The following is a 23,301-nucleotide window of genomic DNA, read 5'->3' as shown; positions in this document are numbered from 1 at the left end:
AAAGAGAGGAGAAGTGCACGGATGCTACAAAACCTGTTCTACCATGATTCCCGGGCGGTGGCAAATCAAGCGGCTCGCAAGGTACGGGCCGAATTCGACCAGCGGAGCCAGTCGGTCACCTCGGCCAGATCGGGTTGTCCGCTTCCACGCAACAGTCGAACTCCCTCGGGTGATTCGACGAACGGTTCGACGAACTCCAGCAGCGTTCGGGGTTCCCACCCCTCAAGATGCTCGACCTTGTGGATTCCGGAACCAACGAGGATTTGGGCGTCGTGCCCACGCAAGTTGGGAATGCGGCAGACGAACTCAGCCTGATCCTGCCATTTACGAATTTCATCCGCGGTGATGTGCCGCACCTGCATTCGTTCGGCAACAGCCTCCGGATCACAGTTCAGGAAGTCATCGACGGTTTTGATCTTCATTTTCTGAAACCGCTTCGCTGTCTTCGGGCCAATCGACGGCGCATCGACAAGGTTGTCACTGCGATGAAGATAGTACTTCAAGCGTTCCTCGCGAATCGGCATCGTCTGCGGAGTGTTGCGTTTGCTTTCCTGTTGGTTGCGAGATGGCCGCGAGGGAATGCCCGTTTGAGGATCCAACGGCAATGGTTCTTGCTCTACACGCGTCTCGACTGCATGCTGTTGCTTCACGGGCTCCTGTTTGACAGGTTCCTGGATCCATGGTTGGGGGACCTCTAGACGTGATGCGACGGGACGTGTTTGTTCGGGTTTCGATTCTACCGGTCGCGAATCATTTCGATTCAGTTCAACGGGTCTCGGCTCAACTGGCCGTCGGGGGATCCATTTTTCTTCGACCGGTTTTTGTGTTTGAGTGTGAACGGGAGGAACGACTGTCTCGGGAGTCGACACTATTGGCTGCCGTTCGGGTCGCTGTTCCGATTTAACGCGTATCTTGGGTTTGCTGGAAGCGACGATCTTGGGAGTCGGTGTGATCGACGGCGTGCTCACAGATGGAGTCGCCACTGGAGTCGCCGGGCGCCGGTCAAATGTCGGTCGAGGGGATACTGATGTTTGATTGTCATATACAGGTTTGGGGCCGACAACTTCGATCGTGGTGACCACGCCGGGGCGATTGCCACGACTTAGCTCGTAGGCTGTTCGTAAATCGCGAGGCACACGATGCAGGAAGTTTGTTTTTTCGGAATCCCCACCCTGTCCGTGTGCTGTTCCCATTGGCTCCAGAGCGACCTGGTTGAGTTGCGAAAGACTGACTCCGCGAACTTCTTCGGCATGCCATTGGCGAACCAGACGATCATCTTCAGGAAGATGTTTCTGTACCCGGCCCGTTTGCACGAATTCCTGGTAGAGAGCTTCAATCTTCAATCGTTCTTCCCGGTCGGCGACTTTCCGAGTGACCCAGCGAATGGGGATTTCCAGTCCGCTAAAGACCGACTCCAATGTCAACGAGACTGCCGGTGGTTTCACTGCCGCATCGCGGAACAGTTCTTCCAGAATACGGGCGAAACCAATCGCGGCGTAACCGAGGAGCTTGGCGTAGGTCTCTCGTAAGACTGCATCCAGTCCTGCGGGGGGATCCTGCACACCGTAATCAAGATTGTAATGGTCGATCGTGTTTTGGTAGTGGCGATTGGACTGGGTCGCGCCTTGTAAAACGAGGTCTTGTACCAATTCATTTCTCTGCGCGTGAGAACGAGGGCGTATAATCTCGGATTGATATTCAGCTTCAAACAGGGCGAACAGATCGTCGTAAGATTTGGAGAGAGACCATTCGACCGCACGATGCATCTGCGTCTCTTCTTCGCTTTGAGCGGTGTGAAAAGGCATGATGGGGTCGGTGTAGTAATGGCTGAGTACGCCGGCGGAATAGACCGCTTCTTTCCAATTCTCTTGTTGAATGGCTTCAACGGTTTGATCGTACCAGCGGCTGGCCGTTTTTACGGCGCCACCCCAGAAGTTGTCTTCCACATGCAGGACATGATTCCGAAAATCACGAAACCGTTTATCGGGGGCTTTGGAGCCTTCGATGTAGCTGTCCGCGTGTTTGAGAAACAGTCGGGTCCACTGCTCACTCTCGGGCAAATCCAGATAACGGAGCGCATCCATCGCCAGCTTATGATGAGTCCCATTGCACTTGGATGCATAGACGATTCGAAATAATACAGACATATGACGACACCACTTCCACGTATCCGGCTTCGATTTCAGCTAACTAGCCGAGCCAGACCGTCCGCAGACGAGAATCCGGCGCGCATCTATAGACATAGACTTGCCATCCGGAATCCGGTTGTATTTGATTGAGCTTGGGGAGAGAGAGGGGGGAGAGGTATCAGAATGTCAAAAACGGGACAAGGCGAAAATGTGGGGTTGGATTGGTTATGTGAAACAGGGTAAACCTCCTTTTTCAATTAGTCCGGGTTGCATTTACTCTGGGAATCAGGTGAAGATGAAGGAATTGCCGTATTCACCCGAATTCCAGTTCAATTGAAAAAGTGCTATCCCACCGGAGGAAACGCCCCGTGCCACTCAAACGCCGCACCTTCCTGCAAACCTCATTCGCTGGCGGGCTGATCGGAGCCACCTGGGGAACGTCCGTTCTGTCGGCAGCTGATCCAAGCCAGCACGTATCTTCGTTGCGACTTGCTCCCCATCTGGGGCAGTTTCATAAACATGCGGGGGAAGACTGGCGTGCTCAACTCGATTTTATGGCCGAGTATGGTTTCCAGGGACTACAGGAAAACGGATTGATGAACAGGTCGCCGCGATTTCAATGGGAATTGCGACGCGAATTGGAGAGTCATTCGATGGAAATGGGTCCGTTTGTCGGTGTGGCGGAATATGCAGCAGTTTTATTCGGTACCAGTTACGAATCGGGACGACGGCAATTGTGGCGGCGACACCGGCAGGCATTGGGTGTCGCTCAACGGAGTGGTGCTTCGTCGTTCATCGTCGTACCGGGAAAAAGGGACGCAACGGTTCACAAATCAAATCAATTGGAACACGCGGTTCGATTCTATCAGGAGTTTGCTGTCGAATGTGAAAACGCCGGAGTGAACTTGCTCCTGGAACCGATTCGGCACTGCACGGCTTCCGCCCTTATGTCCACCCCTATGTTTCTGAGTTCGCTGGAAGAGACGATCAATCTTTGTGCACAGGTCAATCATCCCCGTTGCCGTCTGTTATTTGATGTTTACCAACAGCATCTGCAACTGGATGATTTCGCGAACGGTTTAAGGCAGGCTGCCCCATGGATCGGTCACATCGAATTGGGAGACAGCCACGGACGCAAAGAGCCTGGAACGGGAGAAATTGACTTCTCGAACCTGTTCGCCGCGCTGAAGTCTCACCGCTATGACGGACTGCTTGGCCTGGAACATGGAACGTCCATACCTGGCGAAGCAGGGGAGCGAGCGCTCCTGACCGCTTATCAGCAGTTGGGTCTCCTGTCGACGGATTTCATTTCGGCATAACGAACCAGTATTGCTTCTCATCTCTTAAAACGAATGGACTGCTCGATGTCGATCGCGCTCCGTATTGTTTTCAATCTTTATCTGCTTCTCTCAGTGTTCGTTGCTTTGCCGGACGAAAATTTCGCGGCAGAACAACAACGTCCTAACATTCTCTGGATCGTTGCTGATGACTTGGGGTATGGCGATCTGAGTTGTTATGGCGCAACGGACATGCGGACGCCCGTACTCGACCAACTGTCTGAAGAGGGAATGCGGTTTACTGAGTTCTATGCTAACTGCCCCGTTTGTTCGCCAACGCGAGCCTCGTTACTGTCGGGCTGTTATCCCGATCGTGTTGGTGTTCCCGGAGTGATTCGAACGCACCCGGAAAACAGCTGGGGCTATCTCGATCCGAACGCGACGTTGATTACTCACCAGCTGAAACGACAGGGCTATCAAACCGCTCTCATTGGTAAATGGCACCTGGGGCTGACTGCACCCGGTCGACCGAACGACCGTGGATTTGATCATTTTCAGGGTTGGCTCGGAGACATGATGGATGATTACTACGCTCACCGACGGCATGACATTAACTACATGCGATTGAACGAAACAACCATCGATCCGGAAGGGCATGCCACTGATCTCTTTTCAGAATGGGCGGTCGACTATCTCAATAATCAGAAAGAGGCGGACGAACCATTCTTCCTCTACCTTGCTTATAACGCTCCGCACACACCGATTCAGCCGCCGGCGGAATGGGTTGCCAAAGTTCAACAGAGGGAGCCGGGAATCGATGAGAAACGGGCAATGCTTGTTGCGTTAATCGAACACATGGATGCCGGGATCGGCCAGGTGCTACAAGCACTGAATGAAACAGAACAGGACAAAGAGACGTTGGTTTTCTTCACCTCGGACAACGGTGGGCAGTTGAATGTCGGAGCGAATAATGGCCCGCTGCGAGATGGAAAACAGAGTATGTACGAAGGGGGATTGAAGGTGCCGGCGATCGCGCGGTGGCCGGGTAAGATACCCGCTGGTACGAAATCGGGCCTGGTGGCCATGACGATGGATCTCTTTCCGACAGCTCTGGAGCTCAACGGTCAGGCTCGTTCCGAAGAGATCGACGGAATCAGTATTCTGCCGACCATACTTGGCAAGGAACAATCTCCACTGCGAGACGAACTCTACTTCACTCGTCGAGAAGGGGGAGTCACTTACGGAGGCAAAACGATTGAGGCACTCCGGTTACACGATTGGAAGCTCGTCCAGAACAGTCCGTTCGGTCCCCTGGAACTGTTTAATCTGAAAACAGATCCGCAGGAAACAACCGATTTGCGAGAAACGCATCCCCAACAGTTCCGCGATCTCGCAGCGCGACTTCGTAAACAGATTCAGCGTGGTGGCGAGGTTCCCTGGCAAGGGCCTGACAAGAACGTTGAGTAATAAATATCAGAACGGGATCAACGATCGTTAGCGACTCGAAACGGGTGCGGGTTGGGGGCGGACGAAAACAAATTGCTTTTCGGAAGAGAGAGATTCATCAAACGTGTATCCCGCCTGGTGGAAGTCTTTCAAACTTTCGGCATCGTTGGCTTTCTCTTTCACGATGTAATTCACCATCATGCCTCGCGCCTGCTTGGCGAACATACCAAGCACTCGAAGTTTCCCCGCTTTCTCTTCTTTAAAGACGGGTGTGATTACTTCTCCTTCGATCTTTTTAGGTCGAATTGATTTGTAGTATTCGTTCGAGGCCAGGTTGACGATGACCGGCGAATTGCTGTCTGCTAATGCAGTATTAATTTCCTTCGTGATTTTATCGTCCCAGAATGCATACAGATTCTTGCTACGCCCAACCGAGAGATCGGTTCCCATTTCCAACCGGTAGGGCTGCATTAAATCGAGCGGTCGCAGCACGCCATATAAACCGGACAAAATGCGAAGATGCTTCTGAGCAAATCGAAGTTCGGTCTTGTTGAAAGACTCGGGATTCATGCCAAGGTACACGTCCCCTTTGAAGAGGGTCAGCGCAGGGGCCGCGTTATTGGCAGTAAAGGGCAATGACCAGTTCTGATAACGTTCCCGATTTAAGGTGGCGAGGTCCTCACTGATATTCATCAGTTCCGTAAGTTTTTTCACCGACATCTTTTTGAGTTTGTTAATCAGAACCTGCGACTCGTCGAGTAGTTCGGGCTGAGTCAGTTCGAGATCGATTGGGGCAGGCTGCTCATCTAATCGTTTAGCTGGAGAAATCAAAGCAAGCATTTAATCGGGGTTCCTGTACGTTTCGAAAATCATTCGTTTGGTCTCAAGGAAAAGATGTTGATCGCTGCTGAATTTTGCGTTTGTAGTTTAACAAGCGAACTGCCTTCAGCAATGTCACCAGCGAATATGCGTACACGCATTTAGTGATATAAGCAATCGAATCTCGTACATCTGATCAGGCATTGCAGCACGTGTTACACCCAATCGTTCTTATTGTGTATTGAAATTCTAATCCGACAATGACTGATCGTTTGAAATTTGATCGTCGTCCGCTAGGTTACTCTTCTCGAACGCGCTTCACATCTACTACGCATCGAAAAGAAAGAACCTCGCTAAATGACGCATCTATCGAAAATGTTCCTGACATTGGCACTGATTGGAGTGGGATACGGAATGGGACTGGCCCATCAGAATCTAATCTCCGAAGTACGTGCTCAAGGACCATCACGGACGGAAGGAGTGTCGACAGAATCCCTCACGCGAATTCGAAATTCATACGCGACATTGGCTGATGTTCAGAAAGACTTAGTCGCATCTGGCCGGCAGGAGGTCGGTCTCTCTGTTGTGAACGTGTTGGCGATAGGCGCAGGAGGAACTCGAACACTAGAGGATCTGGAAAGAGGTACGGGAGTCGATCCTTTTACATTCGGGGCACTGTACGCCGGTCTCGCTGATCCCAGTATTCGTTCTGAAGTCAGTTTCGATGAGGACAACCGATTAATGTACAGAGGGAAAGCTCTTCGGCTTTATTCTCCCGAACGAATGAAGAAGTTATTTAAGGATTTCGAAGCGATTACCGCAGGCAATTGAAAAAAGAGAAAAAACTGCTGTTTTTATTTGCAATTGTCGACGTAAAACTGATATATCAAATGAGTTGTTTTGACTAGTGCAGTGCGTATTATTGGACTGTCAATCTAGTTTTAAGTCAGAAATCGTAACGACGGACATCCACTATACGATCTAAATAAGCGGATTAATTTCCGCACTTCAATTTAATAAAGCTTCCTCAGCTTTCGGATCGGAAAGCGGAATCAACGTAAGTTGCATACCGCTTTCCGATTCGTTTTTAATACGGACTCGCAAACGCTCTTCCGCACGCTGATGAATTAAAAATGAGCGACTTGCCGTCACCGCCTGCAACCAGTGCAGTGTATCTCCCTGCTGCATGGTGAGATTGCTGGTTGATTCTTGCGATAATGAAATCGACCAGCCGCGAAACAGGTCGGCAAAGGGTTGTCCCATCTTCTGGACCATGTTAGGCATACCAGCGTTTTCAGCATGGATGAGATCCGGAACGAGTTGCAGGTCTCGCTGATCAATGCACCATCGCAAGAATGAAAATGTGGCACCGCGGCAACCGGGCGAACGCCACAATCCGGAGCGGCTGTAGTTGGGAACCACAAGTGGATAGAGCTCAGGTCGAGAATTAAATTCACGCAGGCGATCGTGGATATTGAATTGCGTCCCCGTTAACTGAGTCTCTACTACGTGAGCCAGTCCCTCATTCAACCAGTCGTCCTCAGAACGAGAATATTGCGGGGACGATGATGCCTCGAGATGCAGATCGAAAGAGAGTGCATGAACGTATTCATGAACAAGAACTTCGGTTAACAATTTCAGGTCAGCGCTGCTCGAATTGAGATAGACAACATCGGACGAATTTCCCAAGGGAGCTGGTAAGTTGCGACGATAATCGCCCGACCACGTTAGGCCGACGAGTGGTTCTTTTCCCTTAGAAATCTCATTTAATTGAGAACTCAACACGATGGAAAATTTACCGTCCCGGTCCAGGTCACTCACTTCACCGAGCCAGGGTATCAATCGTGGAACGATCAATTGCTCGAATACGGAAGCCAAATGCTCTGCTTGCTGATGGCGATGCTGAATCTGGTCGTCATTCGTGACTTCAGATTCATCTCTCGTGTCGTACCAGATACGAAGATGCGTGCTTTCAGCCAGTAACCGAGTTGGGCACTGCTGGTAACTTTGTTGATCAAGAAAATCCCCTTCACCTCCGTAGAGATAAAACGTTCGCAATATTCTTTCTGTAGTTAAATCGAATTTAAACCGATCTGGTGAACCGAAACCCGGGTTGCGCGCCGCACCTGTGAGAAATAAATTTGCATTGTGTGTCGTATTGCGGGGAATCAACAGAGGGGGGAGGGGGATGAACTTAGCTCGACCTTGAAATGGCAATGAGCTTGCCCCCTCAGGGGATTCTTGTTTCGAAACCACTTCCAGTTCGAACGAGTTTCCGACTAGCTCTCCCTGCACACAGCCCAGAACCAACTGGAAATTCTGCTCCCCTGCCGGGAGATCGAAATAGACATCCGGGAGGTTCGTGATCTCCAGTGCCGATTCTGGTTGTTCGAATGCAGATGGAAATTCAATCGCATAGGCTTGCCCCGCCTGTAGTCCGTTCTTCGTCTGAGGGGAAGCCAACGATTTCGGACTAGTGGATTTGGCGAAAGTCGAACCACTGTCGATGTGCCAACTACTCCACCCAACAACTGCCAATACAGCCAAGACCGTGCAGAATGTGTGAGTCCTGTACCACATGGAGGTAACCGATGAGATAAGAGATTGCCGTTAAATACAAGGCGTACCGTCTTTGCGCCCTGTTTTACTCATCGACCCGGTACAACTCCCCTAATCAGTTCAATTGATACTCTTACCGACCGTTCGATCGAAAAATCGTCGCCTTTGAGGAATCATTAGTATCAGGGCCCAGTATTTCCGCTGATAGAAGCATTATTTCAAGAAGTGTCGTTTATTTAACATTCTGTCGACGTAACAGAGAAAAGAGGATTATTGACTCATCTCATTTTGCTTCATTCTCTATTCGAAGAAGCTCGCGAGATGTCCGGCTGAAACGATGTTAAGTGCTGGCGGAATCGAAACGCTTTAAATTTGCATAAATTGGGGGATTAGGGGCAAATTATCTTCTCTGCCGTCCGACGGTGAATATACAATCAAATTGGACCTACCTTTTAGATAGGGACAATCTATACAGAAGTTTACGAGTTCTGGTTTATTGCACTTCGAGCGTTCACTTCCATTTACAATCGATCATTTCCCCCAGATCGCCGTGTGAATATCTACAGTGATGCCGCTCGGCAGCAGTCTTACAGAATTCGCGTTCCAAAATCGATGTTCATCGCGTGCATCGGCTTTAATAAATGCATTGAACGCAGACAACGACAAACGCATCCAAAGAGAAAAATCGGGAGTTGCAAAATGGGACTCATTTCAGGGGTTAAAAAACACCGCTTGTTCTCTGTCGCAGCGGGGGCTCTTTTCCTGGCTCAAGTGACAGCAGCAAGCGCGGGACCCCTCTCCGGACGGTTATATCATTCCGAACCTGCTGAAATCGAGCAAACCTTTGCAATAGGCGTTCAGTCGACTGCAACAGTATCACAGGTTGACCGCGACATCGTTATTCTGGTGGATACATCCGCCAGTCAAGTCGGCGACCATCGCACTCTGGCGTTATCTGTATTGGATAACTTGCTGAGCTCTCTTTCCTCTCGCGACCGTGTCCACCTGGTTGCTGTCGATGTCACTGTTGAGGACTTAACGACTCAATTCTCTGCCGCAGATTCGGAAGAAATCCGAACAGGGTTGGCCACACTGAAATCACGAGTTCCACTTGGTGTAACAAATTTGCTGCCCGGTCTCGAACATGCTCGCGAGCTGTTGAAAGAGAGTCGTCAGGGCGCGATCTGTTACCTCGGGGATGGTATGAGTCGAGGACGCTTGATCTCTCAGGAGAAAATGGGCGATCTGATCGACGACCTGCAGGAACAGAAAATTGCTGTTCACAGTTTCGGTATCGGTCCCATGATCGATTTTCAGTTGCTCGGTATCATGGCGAATTTCACCGGAGGTGTCGTCAAGTTTGATAATGAAGAACTATTAATCGAGAATGCACCTGCTGTTGGCGCTGAGCTTGCTCAAGCGATTAAATCTGAAGTTGAATATCCCTCGGAGCTGAATTGTCCCACCGTTCGGGTGCTGCCATCCGAGGCACTGCCGGTTCGATCTGACCGCGAAACGATCTACCTGGCAAAAGGTGCCCTGCCCAAATCGATCCACTTGAAGAGCGGGACCGCCGTTAAGCTAAAAGCAGATAAAGAAATTGACAACATCCTCGGTTCCGCCTGGCAGGCAGCTATGCAGTCCAATGGATTGAAAGTCGCTTTTGCTGGCGCTGACCTATTGGAACTTCAAGGGAAAGCTGTTCGGACTCAGCTCGACCAATTGGGCGAACAGGCCGAGCGTGCACTCGACTTAAACGATCATCGTACCGCAAATCAGCTGAGCCAGACGATGGAGCAGTTGAATCCCGGTAACCGACACGCCGAATTATTAAAATCAGATAGTTTCCGCTTTGAGTTTCTGACCGTCGCTCAAACTGATGGTGGTGATGGCCCCGTACCTCCTTTGGGGGCTCCACCAGCCAATGATGAAGGCGACTTGCTGGCTCCTGATAACGAACCCGCACCGACTATCAAAGAAAAGCCATTTACTCCCACTCCTATCCAGGAAGCGGAATCGGATTTACCAGGTCCGGCAGATCTTAAAGCGGAAGAACCTAGTCCTACTGACGATAACGAAATTCAGTCGAGTGATTTTCTCCAACCCAGCGATTCTCAACCGATCGCTCCTCAGCAACCGATTGATCCTCAGCAACCAATCGATCCTCAGCCCAGCGATCTCCAGCCTCGTGCTGGTGGCGCCAACGTGGACCTATTGTCCGAGCAGGAACAGCTGATTCGTATTTACGAACAACGTTATGCTCGTGAAGTGGAATTATTGATCGAAGATGCCAATGAGAAAATCTATCTTGATCCCGAATCGGTGATCAGCGAAATCAAACGTGCTATTACACACATCGCCGCCGTATCCAATATCGGTCCCGATGTTCGTGATGAGTTGATTCGTAAATTGAAATCGAAACTGGCTGAAGCTCAGAATCGAATTGAGATCGCACAACAACTACGAATTCAAATTGAGAACGAGCGTTCTCAGCTGGAAGCTCGGGCACGAGCTGTCGATCAATTACTCCGAAGCGAAGAAGAACTCGAAGCCTATATGGCACGAATTCGAAGTTTACTTTACGACGCTATTCATGGAAACGTGGATGCCTTCGAAGAAGCTCAGGCTGTGGGAACGAAAGCCCTGGAAGCTTTCCCCTTAAACGGGACTGCGACTGCCGCTCGATTCCAGGCAGAAGCTTTGACTCAGCTAAACTTGGTTTATCGATTGAACAACGTTCGTCGTGACCGTTGGTTGGCGACCCTCGAAGAAGTTGAAAAATCGCATATTCCCTTCCCGGATGAACCACCAATCGCTTATCCCGCTCCAGAAATCTGGCAAGCACTAACACGTAACAGAGCGAAATGGAAACAGGTTTCGATCTTCAAACAGAGTCCTCGCGAAAAGAAAATTCGTGAAGAACTGGACCGCGTCTATGAACTTGATGTTCAAGGTCTGAGTTTGCAGGAAGCGTTGAATCAGATCTCCGATCAGGGTGGATTTATGATTAAAATTCACACTTCCGTCACGGACACGTTGGGTGACCTGGAGTCGATTGAAATTGAGCAGAACTACTCTGGTATCAAACTTCGAAGTATCTTGCGGTTGCTACTGGGAGATCATGATCTCACTTACGCGATCAAAGACGAAGTCCTGTTTATTCTGACAGAAGACGAAGCTCAGAATAATACCGAATTTCTTCAATTGAAAATCTATCCAGTAACCGACCTTGTGATTCCTATTCAGAATCAGGGAGGTGGTGGCCAGGGAATTAATGGTGCTCAGAACGGGGGTATCGGTAATGGTGGTGTAGGTGGTGGTTTAGGTGGTGGTTTAGGTGGTGGCAACCAGTTATTTTCCGTGCCTGACCTCCGTCATCCCAATCGACCCGACTTGAAAAAAAAAGCTCAGTCCCTGTAATTGACAGTAGAGCAGGTAGTCTGCTTGGGATGGGTAGCGTAATTCGCGAGGAAGAGCGTCAGGCCACGATGTCTGTCGCTCTTCTTTTGCGCGATGAACTGACTTCAGAACCCAATATTCAGGCAGAAAACGACGGCCCAAAACCTTCTCGAAACGCTTTGCCTGATCTGGACTCAGGAGCGCCGGAGGCCGTCTGGCAGAAGTACTTCAAAGAAGAGCGGACCAGTGAAACTGTTTCCCGAGTCGTCTTAAAACTGGTGGAACAGAAAGCTCATTCACAGGTGATTGCAGCGATCGAACAGGCTTTACTTGCAGGCTACTCGCAACCATGGATGTACGAAGTCCTTGCTTTTTCAATGCGGAATGAAGATTATCCGCAGGCCCAGATCGACCGCGTCTTACTTTCGAATATCGATTTCGGAGCGAGTGATGTTCCGCATTTACTTATGTCCGCAGCTTATTTAAACCGTCTCGATGCAAAAGAGGCGGCGCTTAAATTGTATAAGCAGGCAGCGGAATTGTTGCCCAGCCAGGTTGAGGCTTTCGTGTTGGGGCTCAAGGTGGCTGAGGAGTTAAAAGATTCTGAAAGCATTGCATGGGCTGCGAATGGAATACTAGTCAATGCAATGGATTCCAAGTATCAATCTCGGCGAATTCAAGCGGAGTCTGCATTTCGGAAACTAATCGAGCAGACGAAAGAGAGTGCACCGGAACAAAGTGAGCAGTTAGCAAGTCAGTTGGCGTCTGCATTGAAACAGGACTTGCGAGTGAAGATCAGTTGGAGCGGAGCAGCCGATCTGGACCTGACTATCAGTGAGCCAGATGGCACCCTTTGTTCCTTGCATCAACCGCAGACGATCAATGGTGGTCAATTTCTACATGACGGTTTCGGTCCTGAACCGAAGAACTGCTACGAAGAATACGTGGTCGCTCAAGCAACGCCAGGTGTTTATCAATTACGAATTCAACATATTCTGGGAGACGTCGTCGGGAATCGATTTCGTGTCAAAATTTGGCGAAATGCAGGGAGTCCTGAAGAGACGATTCAGGAGTTTGTTTTACCAGTAGGTGCGGAGACGCAGACGATTCAGTTGCAGTTGCCCACAGGACGTCGTACCGCATTGCTCGAACAGGGAGAACTGAAGAATGCTGGGCCTCGCCGGGCATTAACGGCAACGGAAGTCAAACAATTGAAGCATCAGCAACGCAGAGAAATTCCCGTAGCAACCTCGAACCCCCAGGAAATGGGGCAGGCACTCCGACAACAAGGCAACATCCAGAACTTTGCGGCGGGTGGTGGCGGGGGAACGGCGGTGGGGTATCAGCCGGAGGTGACGAATCTCTCCGAAGGGGTCAGTATGACAGCTATGGCTGTGGTGTCCGCCGATCGACGTTACGTACGCATCAGCACACGTCCCGTCTTTTCGAATATCACCGATGTCTTTACTTTCGGTGCCGTCCAGCAAAATCCATAACAGAAGAGAGTGGTGATCCAAAGGTGGGCACCTCTGTCTCTTGCGTATTGGCTCTTTTATGGCTGCAGAATTATTTGGAGATTCTGCCTCCCAGATGAGTGCGTCGATACTTCCGGTCAGATGACCTGATGGATCACTTCGGCTCCTTCGATTCCTACAAGGCTTTCATCAAGGCCATCGTAGAAGTACGTTAGCTTAGTGTGGTCCAGTCCGAGTTGATGCAGAATCGTCGCGTGCAGATTTTTGACGTGAAGCTTGTCTTCCACTGCCTGGCTCCCGATTTCATCGGTGGTGCCGACAGACTGGCCTCCTTTAATTCCTCCACCCGCCATCCACATGGTAAAGCCATAGGAGTTGTGGTCGCGACCAGTTCCTTTGGCGTATTCGGCTGTCGGTTGGCGTCCGAATTCGCCGCCCCAGACAATAAGTGTATTTTCCAACATGCCTCGTTGTTTGAGATCTTTGAGTAAACCGGCAATCGGTTTGTCGGTTTCAGCGGCGTGTAGATTGTGATTGTCTTCCAGGTCTCCGTGGGCATCCCAGTTGGCATCGTTATGGTGGCCGCCGGAATAGATCTGGATAAAGCGAACCCCCCGTTCCACTAGCCGTCGAGCGAGCAGGCATTGACGTCCAAACGTTCCGGAATGCTCGTCGTGGAGTCCGTATAATTCTTGAGTCTCCTGCGTCTCCTGGCTGATGTCTGTCGCCTCGGGAGCAGAACTCTGCATCTTGAAAGCGAGTTCATAGTTCGCAATTCTCGCGGCGAGGTCAGAGTTGTATGCGCGGGTATCCATGTGATCATTGTTGTAAGCCATCAAAGAGTCGAGCAGATCGCGTTGAGCGTCGCGACTCATTCCTTTGGGAGGAACAAGATCGAGGATTGGAGCCCCTTTAGACCGCATGACAGTGGCCTGGTAGGACGCAGGCATGAAACCACTGCTCCAGTTTTTGGCTCCACTGATCGGGCCCCCACGAGGGTCGAGCATGACGACGAAACCGGGGAGATCGAGGTTTTCAGTTCCGAGTCCATAATTCACCCACGATCCTATACAGGGACTTCCACTGAGGATTCGACCGGAGTTCATCATCAACATGGCGGATCCATGGATGGGCGAATCTGCCGTCATTGATTTCAGGAAGGCGATGTCATCCACACATCCCGAGAGATGGGGAAACAGTTCCGAGACCCACTGACCTGATTCACCGTACTGCTGAAATTTCCAGCGAGGTTCCACGATGCGGCCCTGGTTCTTGTGTCCGCCGCGACCGAAGGTTTTGACTTCGATGGTCTTTCCATCCATGCCAATCATGTTTGGTTTATGATCGAACGTGTCGATATGGCTCGGACCGCCATACATGTATAGAAAAATAACCGAAGTCGCTTTCGGATCGAAATGCGGGTCTTTCGGGCTGAGGGGCGATTCAAACGGAGTGACTCCGTCAGCCGCCATCGACTGCTTAGTGAAGAAATCATCTCCCAGCATACCTGACAGGGCAACGCTGCCGAATCCCGCGCCTGTCTGCCACATAAACTCCCGGCGTGTTCGTCCACAGAAGTTCTGTTTTCCGGATTGATTCATGGTATTACTCCACTCTGTGTAATTCAGTTCATTTCGCCAAGCGTAAATCAACCATCAATCGGTCGAGTCAAACCCTGGAGAATTGAAGTTCTCTGTTTTTAATATATTTTAGTCGAGGTAGACGAATTCATTCAGGTTCAACACAAGCAGGCAGAAACTCTGAACCGCTCGCTCATAGTTCATGCCTCGGTCCTGTTGCATCTTAATAATGAAATTCACACCTCGTTCGATTTCAATCTCGGTTGGTTCTCGTTGAAGAACTCGCTTTAGAGCTTTTTGGACCAAGTCAGTATCGCTGGAGTCTTTCCCGGATTCGACCAGACTGCGTGCGAAGTCTTCCGCCTGCTCTGTGAGGAAATCACTGTTGAGCATTCCCAACGCCTGCGTTGGTTGAGTCGTGACGAATCGAACCGGGCAACTGTCATCTAAGTCAGCAACATCGAAGCTGGAGAGGATGGGGGTGACCAATGACCGTTTTGCGTGGATGTAAATAGATCGGCGATACCGTTCATTCGGGGATGACGTTCCCCACCCATGCCCTGGACGCGATTGTCCCGCTTTGACTTCATCGGGGATGTAGGAATAGATACTGGGGCCGTAAAGTTTGTTTGAGGTCAGGTTCCCACTGGCGGCCAGAATGGAGTCGCGAACCTCTTCCGCTTCCAGTCGACGCATGTTGAATCGCCAGAATAAATCGTTCTGCGGATCTCGGTCGGCATGATCCTGTCGGGATGCCGACGCCATCTGGTAGGTCGAAGAAAGCAACATGCGGCGATGCAAGTGCTTAAGGCTCCATCCATGATCAACGAAGTCCTGAGCCAACCAGTCCAGCAGTTGCGGGTGAGTTGGCTCTTCGCCCGCCAGTCCGAAATTGCTTGTCGAGCGGACTATGCCACGTCCAAAATGAAACTGCCAAACCCGATTCACCAGAACTCGGACTGTTAGAGGATGCTCGGCGGAAGCGAGCCATTTGGCGAGTACCGCTCGACGCCCCGTTGAGTGTTCTCGTGGTTCAATTGGCTCCAGTTCCGGAGTAAAAGGAACGAGCGCCGAAGGACGAACAGGTTCGATTTGCTCACCGGGTGAATGGGCGTTTCCACGCTGCATCAGGAAGGTCAGAAGGGGGTCAGGCCCTTCTTCTTTTACGGAGAGCGCCTTTTCCAAGCCGGGTGGGGGAGAATTCCTGAGCGCAGTCAGATGTTCTGAAAGACTGACGTATTTGTCGACATTCGATTGGGAAATCAGTTTCGGAGCGAACTTGTTGAGGATATCAATTCGCCGATTTTCATACTGCCACTCTTCTTTGTCGACTCCCTGTAACTGATCGACGACCGGCTTTACCAGAACGGTGATCTGCGTTTGTAGTTCGTTAACTCGAACTTTGTATTCAGCCATTGCTTTAGCGTAGTGGGCTTTCTCCTCGGGTGAGCCAATGTCGGTGACGGAGTTGGCATGGACTGTATCGTCCGCGCGTACCCCATATCGTTTCACATTTCTCATAAATGCCAGCAGGCGGTAATAATCTGCTTGCAAGATCGGGTCGAGTTTATGATCGTGGCAACGGGCACAACCGAAGGTTAAACCCATGAAGACTTCGGAAGTCGTCGAGACGACATCATCCATGTCGTCAAAATAAGCGAGTACCCGATCGGCAGGTTCGTCGTCCCAGATACCGAGTCGATAGTATCCCGTGGCGATGATTGCTTCCGGATTGTCCGGATCAAGTTCGTCTCCTGCCAGTTGCTCGAGGATGAATTGATCGTAGGGTTTATCTTCGTTAAACGAACTGATGACATAGTCGCGGTATTTCCAGACAAACGGTTTGGGATCGTCCCGTTCGTAACTATTCGTTTCCGCATAACGCACGAGATCAAGCCAGTGACGTCCCCACTTCTCTCCATAGTGCGGAGAGGCGAGCAAACGGTCGACGAGCTCGGCATATGCTTCGGGTCGATCGTCGTTAATAAATTGCTGGACTTCATCGGTCTCAGGAGGGAGTCCCGTCAGATCGTAATAAACGCGGCGGATCAATTGGGCACGATCCGCAGGGGCGGAAGGGGTCATTTCATGTTGTTCAAGACGGTTTAAGATGAAGGCGTCGACGGGATTTCGAATCCAGTCTAAATTTTGAACTTCCGGTACCTCGACAGGTTGAACTGGCTGGAACGCCCAATGTTGGTGTCCCGCTTCTGACAATTCTGCACGCTCGTCGATGATCGGTTCGATCTCTTCGCCTGCAGGCCAGGGGGCACCCATCTCGACCCATTTGGTCAGGATGGCAACTTGATCTTCAGGCAGCTTCTTTTTCGGCGGCATCTCGAAACTTTCCCGCCTAACCGCTCCAATCAACAGACTGGAGTCGGGGTCGCCCGGTTCGACGGCGGCGCCGCTTTCTCCCCCTTCGAGGATCAGGGACCGCGCATCAAGGCGTAGGCTTCCTTCCTGCTTCCGCGCCGAGTGACATTGATAGCATTCACTCTTTAACAGAGGGCGGACGGAAGTCTCGAAAAAAGCGATCTGTTCCTGTGAGAACTCAGGAGTAAGTTCCGGAGTCTCTGCCGATTCCGCCCGGACTGCAGTGGCAACTCCGGGTAAAAAGGCGAGTGCGAGTCCGAACAGGAGGGATGGGAAGGTCTTCATCAGACGGCCTTCGGTTCAACAGAAAAGGGGGCGGCGAGGGAATGATTATATCAGCGAGTATTTATTTAATAATACTAAATATGTGACTTGGTAGCAAATCCAACCTTGGAAAAGTAGGACTGCAAAGTCAGCGTCGTTTCCTGGCGTTTACGATACCGTATTCTACGGTCTTCCTGAAAGGAAGTGGGAGTGAATTCGAAAGCGAGTTCGATTTAAGGCTGCTTCCGGAAGGTCATGGCGAAAACAAGCTTTAATACATTCAAACAGGATTTGAATCCCATCGATTAAAGGGTCACTGGCTCTAGAGCGCATCCCAGATAACCGTGGCGTGTTCTGGCGGCGTAGCCTGCTGTTTTTAAGGGCTTATAGGGACCGATAGCCGGCACACTTATCCTGGACAGGATCTAGCTTTTTCGAACCAGCCCCGGTGTGACATCAATCTTCAAATCGGCTAGCTCACCACGTTCGTAATGCTCCCAGGCAATTGCCGCCATGCCGGCGTTATCTGTACAGAATTCACGGGGGGAAATATGGAGATCGAAGTTGTTTTCCTGCGCTGCTTCTTCCAAGGCCGAGCGGAACCGACCGTTCGCAGCGACTCCACCGCCGATAAGCAGAGTTTGCAGCTGGTACTGTTCCAGTGCCTGTTTGCATTTTCCGACAAGGACATCGACGACTGCTTCTTGAAAACTGGCTGCCAGATCGTTGATTCGTTGCTCGTCGAGGGGTGGAGGTTGTTTGACTGCTCCTGGTGTGCCTTCAGCTTGATAGAGCACAGCTGTCTTCAAGCCGCTGAAACTGAAATCAAGGCGGTCTTCTTTTATGAATGTGCGCACGAATTTAAACGCACTCGGGTTTCCATCGGCAGCGACTCGTTCGATGTGAGGCCCCCCGGGATACGGGAGTTTCAAAATCTTGGCGACTTTGTCGAAGGCTTCTCCAGCCGCGTCGTCGATGGTAGAACCGATCAGTTCGTATTCCGTGGCGCTTTTGCAGAGATACAGATTGGTGTGACCTCCACTCACGACGAGACCAATCGCGGGAAAGAGGTCGCGTTTCGCGGCGATTCGGCAGGCATAGAGATGGGCCTGTACATGATCGACGGCGATCAGGGGTACGTTCAATGTGGCGGCAAACGTCTTGGCGGCCGTCAGTCCCACTAACAAGGAGCCTACGAGTCCAGGGCGGGTGACGACGGCGATCAGGTCGATGTCTTTCAGGGTGATGCCCGCCTGCGTGACCGCTTCTTGCACCACGGGCAACAGATTCGTCACATGGGCACGAGAGGCAATCTCCGGGACAACTCCGCCATACTTTTCGTGTAGTTCCGCCTGCGAGGCGACAACGTTCGATCGAACTGTTAAGTCTCGTTCGATGATCGCGGAGGCCGTTTCATCGCATGACGATTCCAGAGCCAACATTAATCGGGCATCGCTCCTGTTCTCGCCCGTGGCTGCACTCATGGGGAATACCTCTTCTCCTCAAATCGATCTGAATGTACCGGATAGCTATGGGTCACTTACTGCAGAAGTGATCCAGATGCCGTTCTGGGAATCTTACTCTGTTTCTTTTTCTTTTTCCGGTTTCAGTTTCGATTCGACATATTCCATTGCTTTGTTGAGCTGAGTGTCATCGAACGGATCCTCTTCTTCGACTGCACCGATGACGTCCAATTTACGGCGGAATTCGAGGTAGGCTCGCAATTCGTCATTCGAAAAATCAATCGTGTACTCTTCGTTCGGCATCACTCCCCAGTCATCCGTAGTTTTGGCGTTCCGGGAGCGGTGGATGTTTTTACCGCTGGGGCGGTGATAACTGGCAGTGGTCAGTTTCAAGGCACTGTTACCCGCCTCCAGATCGAAGACGTTCTGAACAGAGCCTTTGCCCCAAGTCCGTTCTCCAATGACGACGGCCCGGTCATGGTCCTGCAGGCAGGCGGCAACGATTTCACTTGCTGATGCACTGAATCGATTAACGAGAACTGCCATTGGAAAGCCTTTGTACGTTCCTTCGGACCGGGCATCCCAGACGCGTTCGGGCGTGTTACGACCTTTAGTGCTGACGATGCGACCACTCTCGATGAACATGTCTGAAATGTCTGTCGCTTGCGACAGCAATCCGCCCGGGTTGGAACGAAGGTCAAGGATCAAACCTCGCATTCCTTTCAGCACGAGTTCGTCGAGAACAGTTTGAAGTTCTTCGGAACTCCGCCGGCTGAAATGGGTGAGACGGATGTAGGCGATCTTTTCTTCATCATTCAGCCAAAAATTCCACGTTGCGTCATCGTTGTATTTCATTCCCAGAACGGTGGAGAGTTTGATGACATCCCGTTCGATCTCAAGGTCAATTGGATCGGCTTCGTTATTGTGCAGAATTTTAAGTTTGACTTTCTCACCCCGTTTCCCTTTTAACAGTTCAACGGCGTCTGATACCTGAAAGCCATCTGTCGATTTTCCTTCGATCTCCAGAATGGTATCACCCGCCTTGACACCGGCAGCGTAAGCAGGTGTTCCCGGAATAGGCGTCATGACAGTCAGCCGGGTTGTATCGGGATCGACAAACACCTGGATTCCAATTCCACCGAATTCTTGATCGACAGTCTGATTGAAGCGTTGAATATCGTTGCGGCTGATGTAGTTGCTGTACGGGTCGAGTTCTCGCAACATTCCTCGAACGGCGGCCTCGACCATTTCGCGCCGGTCGATTTCATCGACGTAGTTTTTCTCGATCTTTTCGAAGGTATCCACGAAGAGAGACATTAATTCGTAGTAACGTTCTTCGTCTGATTTCTCGGTTTCGTCATCGGCCAGCAGAAATGCTGAACTTGCAATTAAGATAATGACAAACAACATGAACAGAGCACAGGAATGAAGAATCCGTTTCTTATCGAAGCGAATTGTGGCACAGGCGGTCCGCATCTGGACATGCTCCTTGGTTCGGTTGGAAGTATCGGGATCAATTGCTGAGGAAGCGGGGCTGGTCGATTTCGAGGCTAATTCGGAAATCACCACGCGCGACCCGTGAACAGGTCGTTCGGGCAATCTATTTAGTCTAGGTGATACACCGGGACGCGACAAGCTGTTGATTTCCTGATCTTGGGACACGTGGAAATTACTGGACAGTTTTTTTCAAGTCGTTCTGGCTGATCGTGTTAAGCAAATCGTTCCAGGTAAATACTTCGGCAGTGGCGGAGATCGGTAATCCGATTTCGTCTGCCGCCTGCGATGTGACCGGGCTGAGAGCGGCGTAGCGAGTCTTCTCCAGTGCGTCCGACAGTTCGAGATGAGTCTCTTGAAGATACTTAAGTCGCCGGGCAATCGCGGGACTGCTAACACCGATCCAGTCGAGTCCTCCCTGTTGTATTTGCTGGACTGTTTCCGGTGACCAATTCTCGATGTCAGTGTGTTCGTAGACAACGAGTTCTTCGAAGGAATCGCAGTGGGGCCTCAATTCCTCCGGTAGGATATCCCGACCTCGATTAGCACGTACCCACAGGAGTCGTTTCCCGTCGACATGTGGCTTTAATGCTGCGGCCAGTCCTTCGGCTCGAAACTCCTCCGGAACTAAATCGGCACGCAAGTGATACCGTTCCAACGCCGCGGCCGTGGAGGAACCAATTGCAGCCAGTTTGCAGGAACTAAAGGCCCGCGCGTCTTTCCCTGCGGCCCAGAGGAAGTCATGAAAGAACTGAACACCATTTTCGCTGGTGAAGATCAGCCAGTCGTACTGATCAATTCGTTGCATCGTTTCCACCACTAGGGTCGCATCTGCCACGGGGCGAATCTGCATCGTGGGGATTAACACCGGTTCGGCGCCAAGCTCCCAACATTGATGGATGACTCTGTCGACGTTGTCTGGTTCGTTTTCTTTTTCTGAGGAAGCACGGATCACTTCCGGTCGAGTAATTCCAATCCGTTTGCCAAGTAATGGCCGGCGACAGAACCAGTCAATTTGTTCTCGCTGCTGCACGCAGTCTCCGACGATGATTAACGAAGGTGCTTTGAACCCCGCTTCTTTCACTGCGGTGGGGAGTTCCGCAAGAGTAGAAGAGAGCGCCCGTTGATCGGTCCAGGTAGCGCGGCGTACAACGCAGGCGGGCGTGTTCGCCGGTTTGCCTGCGGCGATCAGTTTTTCCGCGATGAGTGGCAGTCGATGCAGGCCCATATAAAAAACAAGAGTACCCGAAAAATGAGCCAGGCTTTCGTAGTCGAGCGTGGAGTCTTCTTTTGCCGGATCTTCATGGCCAGTGACATACGCCACAGCAGAGGCGAAGTCACGATGGGTCAACGAGAGACCTGCGTAAACAGCAGCGGCGGTGGCGGCAGTGATACCGGGAACGACTTCATAGGCAATGCCCGCCTCTTCCAACGCGGCCGCTTCTTCACTACCGCGTCCGAAAATGTAAGGGTCGCCTCCCTTTAAGCGGACAACTGTTTTACCGGCGCGTGCTTCAGTGATGAGGTGCTCGTTGATCTCGGATTGGTTCAACCATTTTCCGTGGGATCCCATCGACCGACAGGTTCGTTCGGCGTGAGCCGATGTGTGGCGAAGTAGCAACGGATTGACGAGTCCGTCGTACAAAATCGAATCGGCGCGCTGGAGACAATCGAGCCCCTTGACGGTGATTAATCCCGGATCCCCGGGGCCTGCGCCTACTAAATAGACAAAACCTGGTTTACTCATAACTTCTCACAGGTATTATTCCTGATATCAACCTTATTTATCGAGAGCGGATCACATTTATCGTGGTGAATTCAGGTGACACAAAACTACGTTTTCAAGATAATTGCGACCGCTAAACGCCATTCTTATTCTTAGACAAGATCTAAAACATAGTGGATGCCCAGAGTTGCCGTTCGTTCCCTGATCTTATAATGCTAAGATAAATCGGGAAAGGAGTAACCGTCTTTCCTTCGCTTTCCCTTCCAAATCAATGCGGCGACTTCGAATTTCAAGAAGGCGATCACTTTTCTTGTTTTTGAATTGCAACGATTTCCGGTTCCCTCCGTTACAATCTCATTCAAAATATTCCCTCTGAGGAAATGAAATATGAAAGTGGCCATCACTGGGGCGACTGGTCTGGTCGGTAGAGCCTTGACTCAATTTCTGGAAGCACGGGGCGATCAAGTTTTCCCCGTGACCCGCTCGAAAGAGGGAAAAGGGATGGAGGCTGTCTTCTGGTCTCCGCAGGAGGGGGAGATCGAAAAAAATAAGCTGGAAGGGATCGATGCTGTCGTTCATCTGGCGGGCGAGAATATCGCTTCCGGCCGCTGGACTCCAGAACTCAAACGCAAGATTGTCGAAAGCCGGGAGAAAGGGACGCGACTTCTCGCCGAAACGATTGCCGGGCTGGAGAATCCCCCCGAGGTTCTCATAAGCTCATCCGCCATTGGATACTACGGTGACCGGGGGGAATCACAACTGACCGAAGAGAGCGCTCCAGGTACGGGCTTTTTACCAGACACATGCAAGCTGTGGGAAGGAGCGACGACTCCCGCAAGTGACGCAGGAATCCGCGTCGCCATTATCAGAACAGGGATTGTTCTCTCGAAAGAAGGAGGAGCGCTCCAGAAGATGTTGTTACCATTCAAGCTGGGGCTTGGTGGTAAAGTGGGATCGGGAAAACAGTACTGGAGTTGGGTGGCTCTTGAGGATCTCGTGCGAATCATTCACTTCGCCATGACGCATCCCAAAATCTCCGGACCCGTGAACGGTACGGCCCCCTGCCCGGTTACGAACTACGAATTCACCAAGACACTCGGAAAAGTGCTGAAGCGGCCAACCTGCCTGCCTGTTCCCGCATTTGCGGTGCGAACGGCGCTTGGAGAAATGGCGGACGACTTACTACTGGCCAGTGCCAATGTCATTCCAGCGAAGTTGGAGCAGGAGGGTTTTCTATTTGAGCTACTAAGTCTGGAAGATGCTCTGCAGTCGATTCTCAAAAAATCGTAGCGGG

General features: G+C 51.1%; 14 protein-coding genes. 6 read left to right on the top strand and 8 right to left on the bottom strand.

Annotated features, from left to right (window positions below):
- Positions 1-65: 65 nt before the first annotated feature.
- Complete coding sequence (locus Pla110_RS18490; RefSeq protein WP_144997952.1) at positions 66-2,147, bottom strand: DUF4332 domain-containing protein; 2,082 nt, start codon at positions 2,145-2,147, stop codon at positions 66-68.
- 350 nt (positions 2,148-2,497) lie between these two features.
- On the opposite strand from Pla110_RS18490, the gene Pla110_RS18485 reads away from it, so the two are divergent.
- A complete protein-coding gene (locus Pla110_RS18485) occupies positions 2,498-3,448 on the top strand; it encodes a TIM barrel protein (RefSeq protein ID WP_144997950.1) in 951 nt (316 codons plus the stop codon).
- A 45-nt stretch (positions 3,449-3,493) separates the two neighbouring features.
- A complete protein-coding gene (locus Pla110_RS18480) occupies positions 3,494-4,873 on the top strand; it encodes a sulfatase family protein (RefSeq protein ID WP_144997948.1) in 1,380 nt (459 codons plus the stop codon).
- A gap of 27 nt (positions 4,874-4,900) precedes the next feature.
- On the opposite strand, the gene yaaA is transcribed toward Pla110_RS18480, so the two are convergent.
- The gene (yaaA, locus tag Pla110_RS18475) at positions 4,901-5,692 is read right to left on the bottom strand and encodes a peroxide stress protein YaaA (RefSeq protein ID WP_144997946.1); all 792 of its coding nucleotides are present in this window, start codon (positions 5,690-5,692) and stop codon (positions 4,901-4,903) included.
- Between the two features lie 336 nt (positions 5,693-6,028).
- On the opposite strand from yaaA, the gene Pla110_RS18470 reads away from it, so the two are divergent.
- On the top strand, positions 6,029-6,502 hold the full coding sequence (locus Pla110_RS18470) for a hypothetical protein (protein ID WP_144997943.1): 474 nt from the start codon (positions 6,029-6,031) through the stop codon (positions 6,500-6,502).
- Between the two features lie 177 nt (positions 6,503-6,679).
- Here Pla110_RS18470 and Pla110_RS18465 read toward each other — a convergent pair whose 3' ends face one another.
- On the bottom strand, positions 6,680-8,251 hold the full coding sequence (locus tag Pla110_RS18465; RefSeq protein ID WP_144997941.1) for a hypothetical protein: 1,572 nt from the start codon (positions 8,249-8,251) through the stop codon (positions 6,680-6,682).
- A 678-nt stretch (positions 8,252-8,929) separates the two neighbouring features.
- On the opposite strand from Pla110_RS18465, the gene Pla110_RS18460 reads away from it, so the two are divergent.
- Together Pla110_RS18460 and Pla110_RS18455 are read left to right on the top strand one after the other, a co-directional pair.
- Entirely contained in the window at positions 8,930-11,650 is a 2,721-nt protein-coding gene (locus tag Pla110_RS18460) for a vWA domain-containing protein (RefSeq protein WP_197440281.1), read from the top strand.
- Between the two features lie 29 nt (positions 11,651-11,679).
- Complete coding sequence (locus Pla110_RS18455; protein ID WP_144997937.1) at positions 11,680-13,125, top strand: hypothetical protein; 1,446 nt, start codon at positions 11,680-11,682, stop codon at positions 13,123-13,125.
- A 116-nt stretch (positions 13,126-13,241) separates the two neighbouring features.
- On the opposite strand, the gene Pla110_RS18450 is transcribed toward Pla110_RS18455, so the two are convergent.
- The 5 genes from Pla110_RS18450 to cobA form a co-directional block, all read right to left on the bottom strand.
- Positions 13,242-14,705 carry a DUF1501 domain-containing protein gene (locus Pla110_RS18450; protein ID WP_144997935.1) on the bottom strand — a complete coding sequence of 488 codons (1,464 nt, stop codon included), beginning with the start codon at positions 14,703-14,705 and terminating at the stop codon, positions 13,242-13,244.
- A gap of 108 nt (positions 14,706-14,813) precedes the next feature.
- Positions 14,814-17,345, bottom strand: a complete 2,532-nt coding sequence (locus Pla110_RS18445) for a PSD1 and planctomycete cytochrome C domain-containing protein (RefSeq protein ID WP_144997933.1) — start codon at positions 17,343-17,345, stop codon at positions 14,814-14,816.
- 404 nt (positions 17,346-17,749) lie between these two features.
- Positions 17,750-18,808 (bottom strand): tRNA (adenosine(37)-N6)-threonylcarbamoyltransferase complex transferase subunit TsaD, encoded by a 1,059-nt coding sequence (tsaD, locus tag Pla110_RS18440; RefSeq protein WP_144997930.1) that lies wholly within the window; start codon positions 18,806-18,808, stop codon positions 17,750-17,752.
- 93 nt (positions 18,809-18,901) lie between these two features.
- A complete protein-coding gene (locus Pla110_RS18435) occupies positions 18,902-20,353 on the bottom strand; it encodes a S41 family peptidase (protein WP_231742574.1) in 1,452 nt (483 codons plus the stop codon).
- Between the two features lie 103 nt (positions 20,354-20,456).
- Positions 20,457-22,028 (bottom strand): uroporphyrinogen-III C-methyltransferase, encoded by a 1,572-nt coding sequence (cobA, locus tag Pla110_RS18430; RefSeq protein ID WP_144997928.1) that lies wholly within the window; start codon positions 22,026-22,028, stop codon positions 20,457-20,459.
- 366 nt (positions 22,029-22,394) lie between these two features.
- On the opposite strand from cobA, the gene Pla110_RS18425 reads away from it, so the two are divergent.
- A complete protein-coding gene (locus Pla110_RS18425) occupies positions 22,395-23,297 on the top strand; it encodes a TIGR01777 family oxidoreductase (protein ID WP_144997926.1) in 903 nt (300 codons plus the stop codon).
- Positions 23,298-23,301 lie beyond the last annotated feature (4 nt).

The sequence above is a fragment of the Polystyrenella longa genome (genome assembly GCF_007750395.1).
In the GTDB taxonomy this organism is placed as follows: Bacteria; Planctomycetota; Planctomycetia; order Planctomycetales; family Planctomycetaceae; genus Polystyrenella; species Polystyrenella longa.
This window is presented reverse-complemented; position numbering and strand designations above follow the sequence as displayed.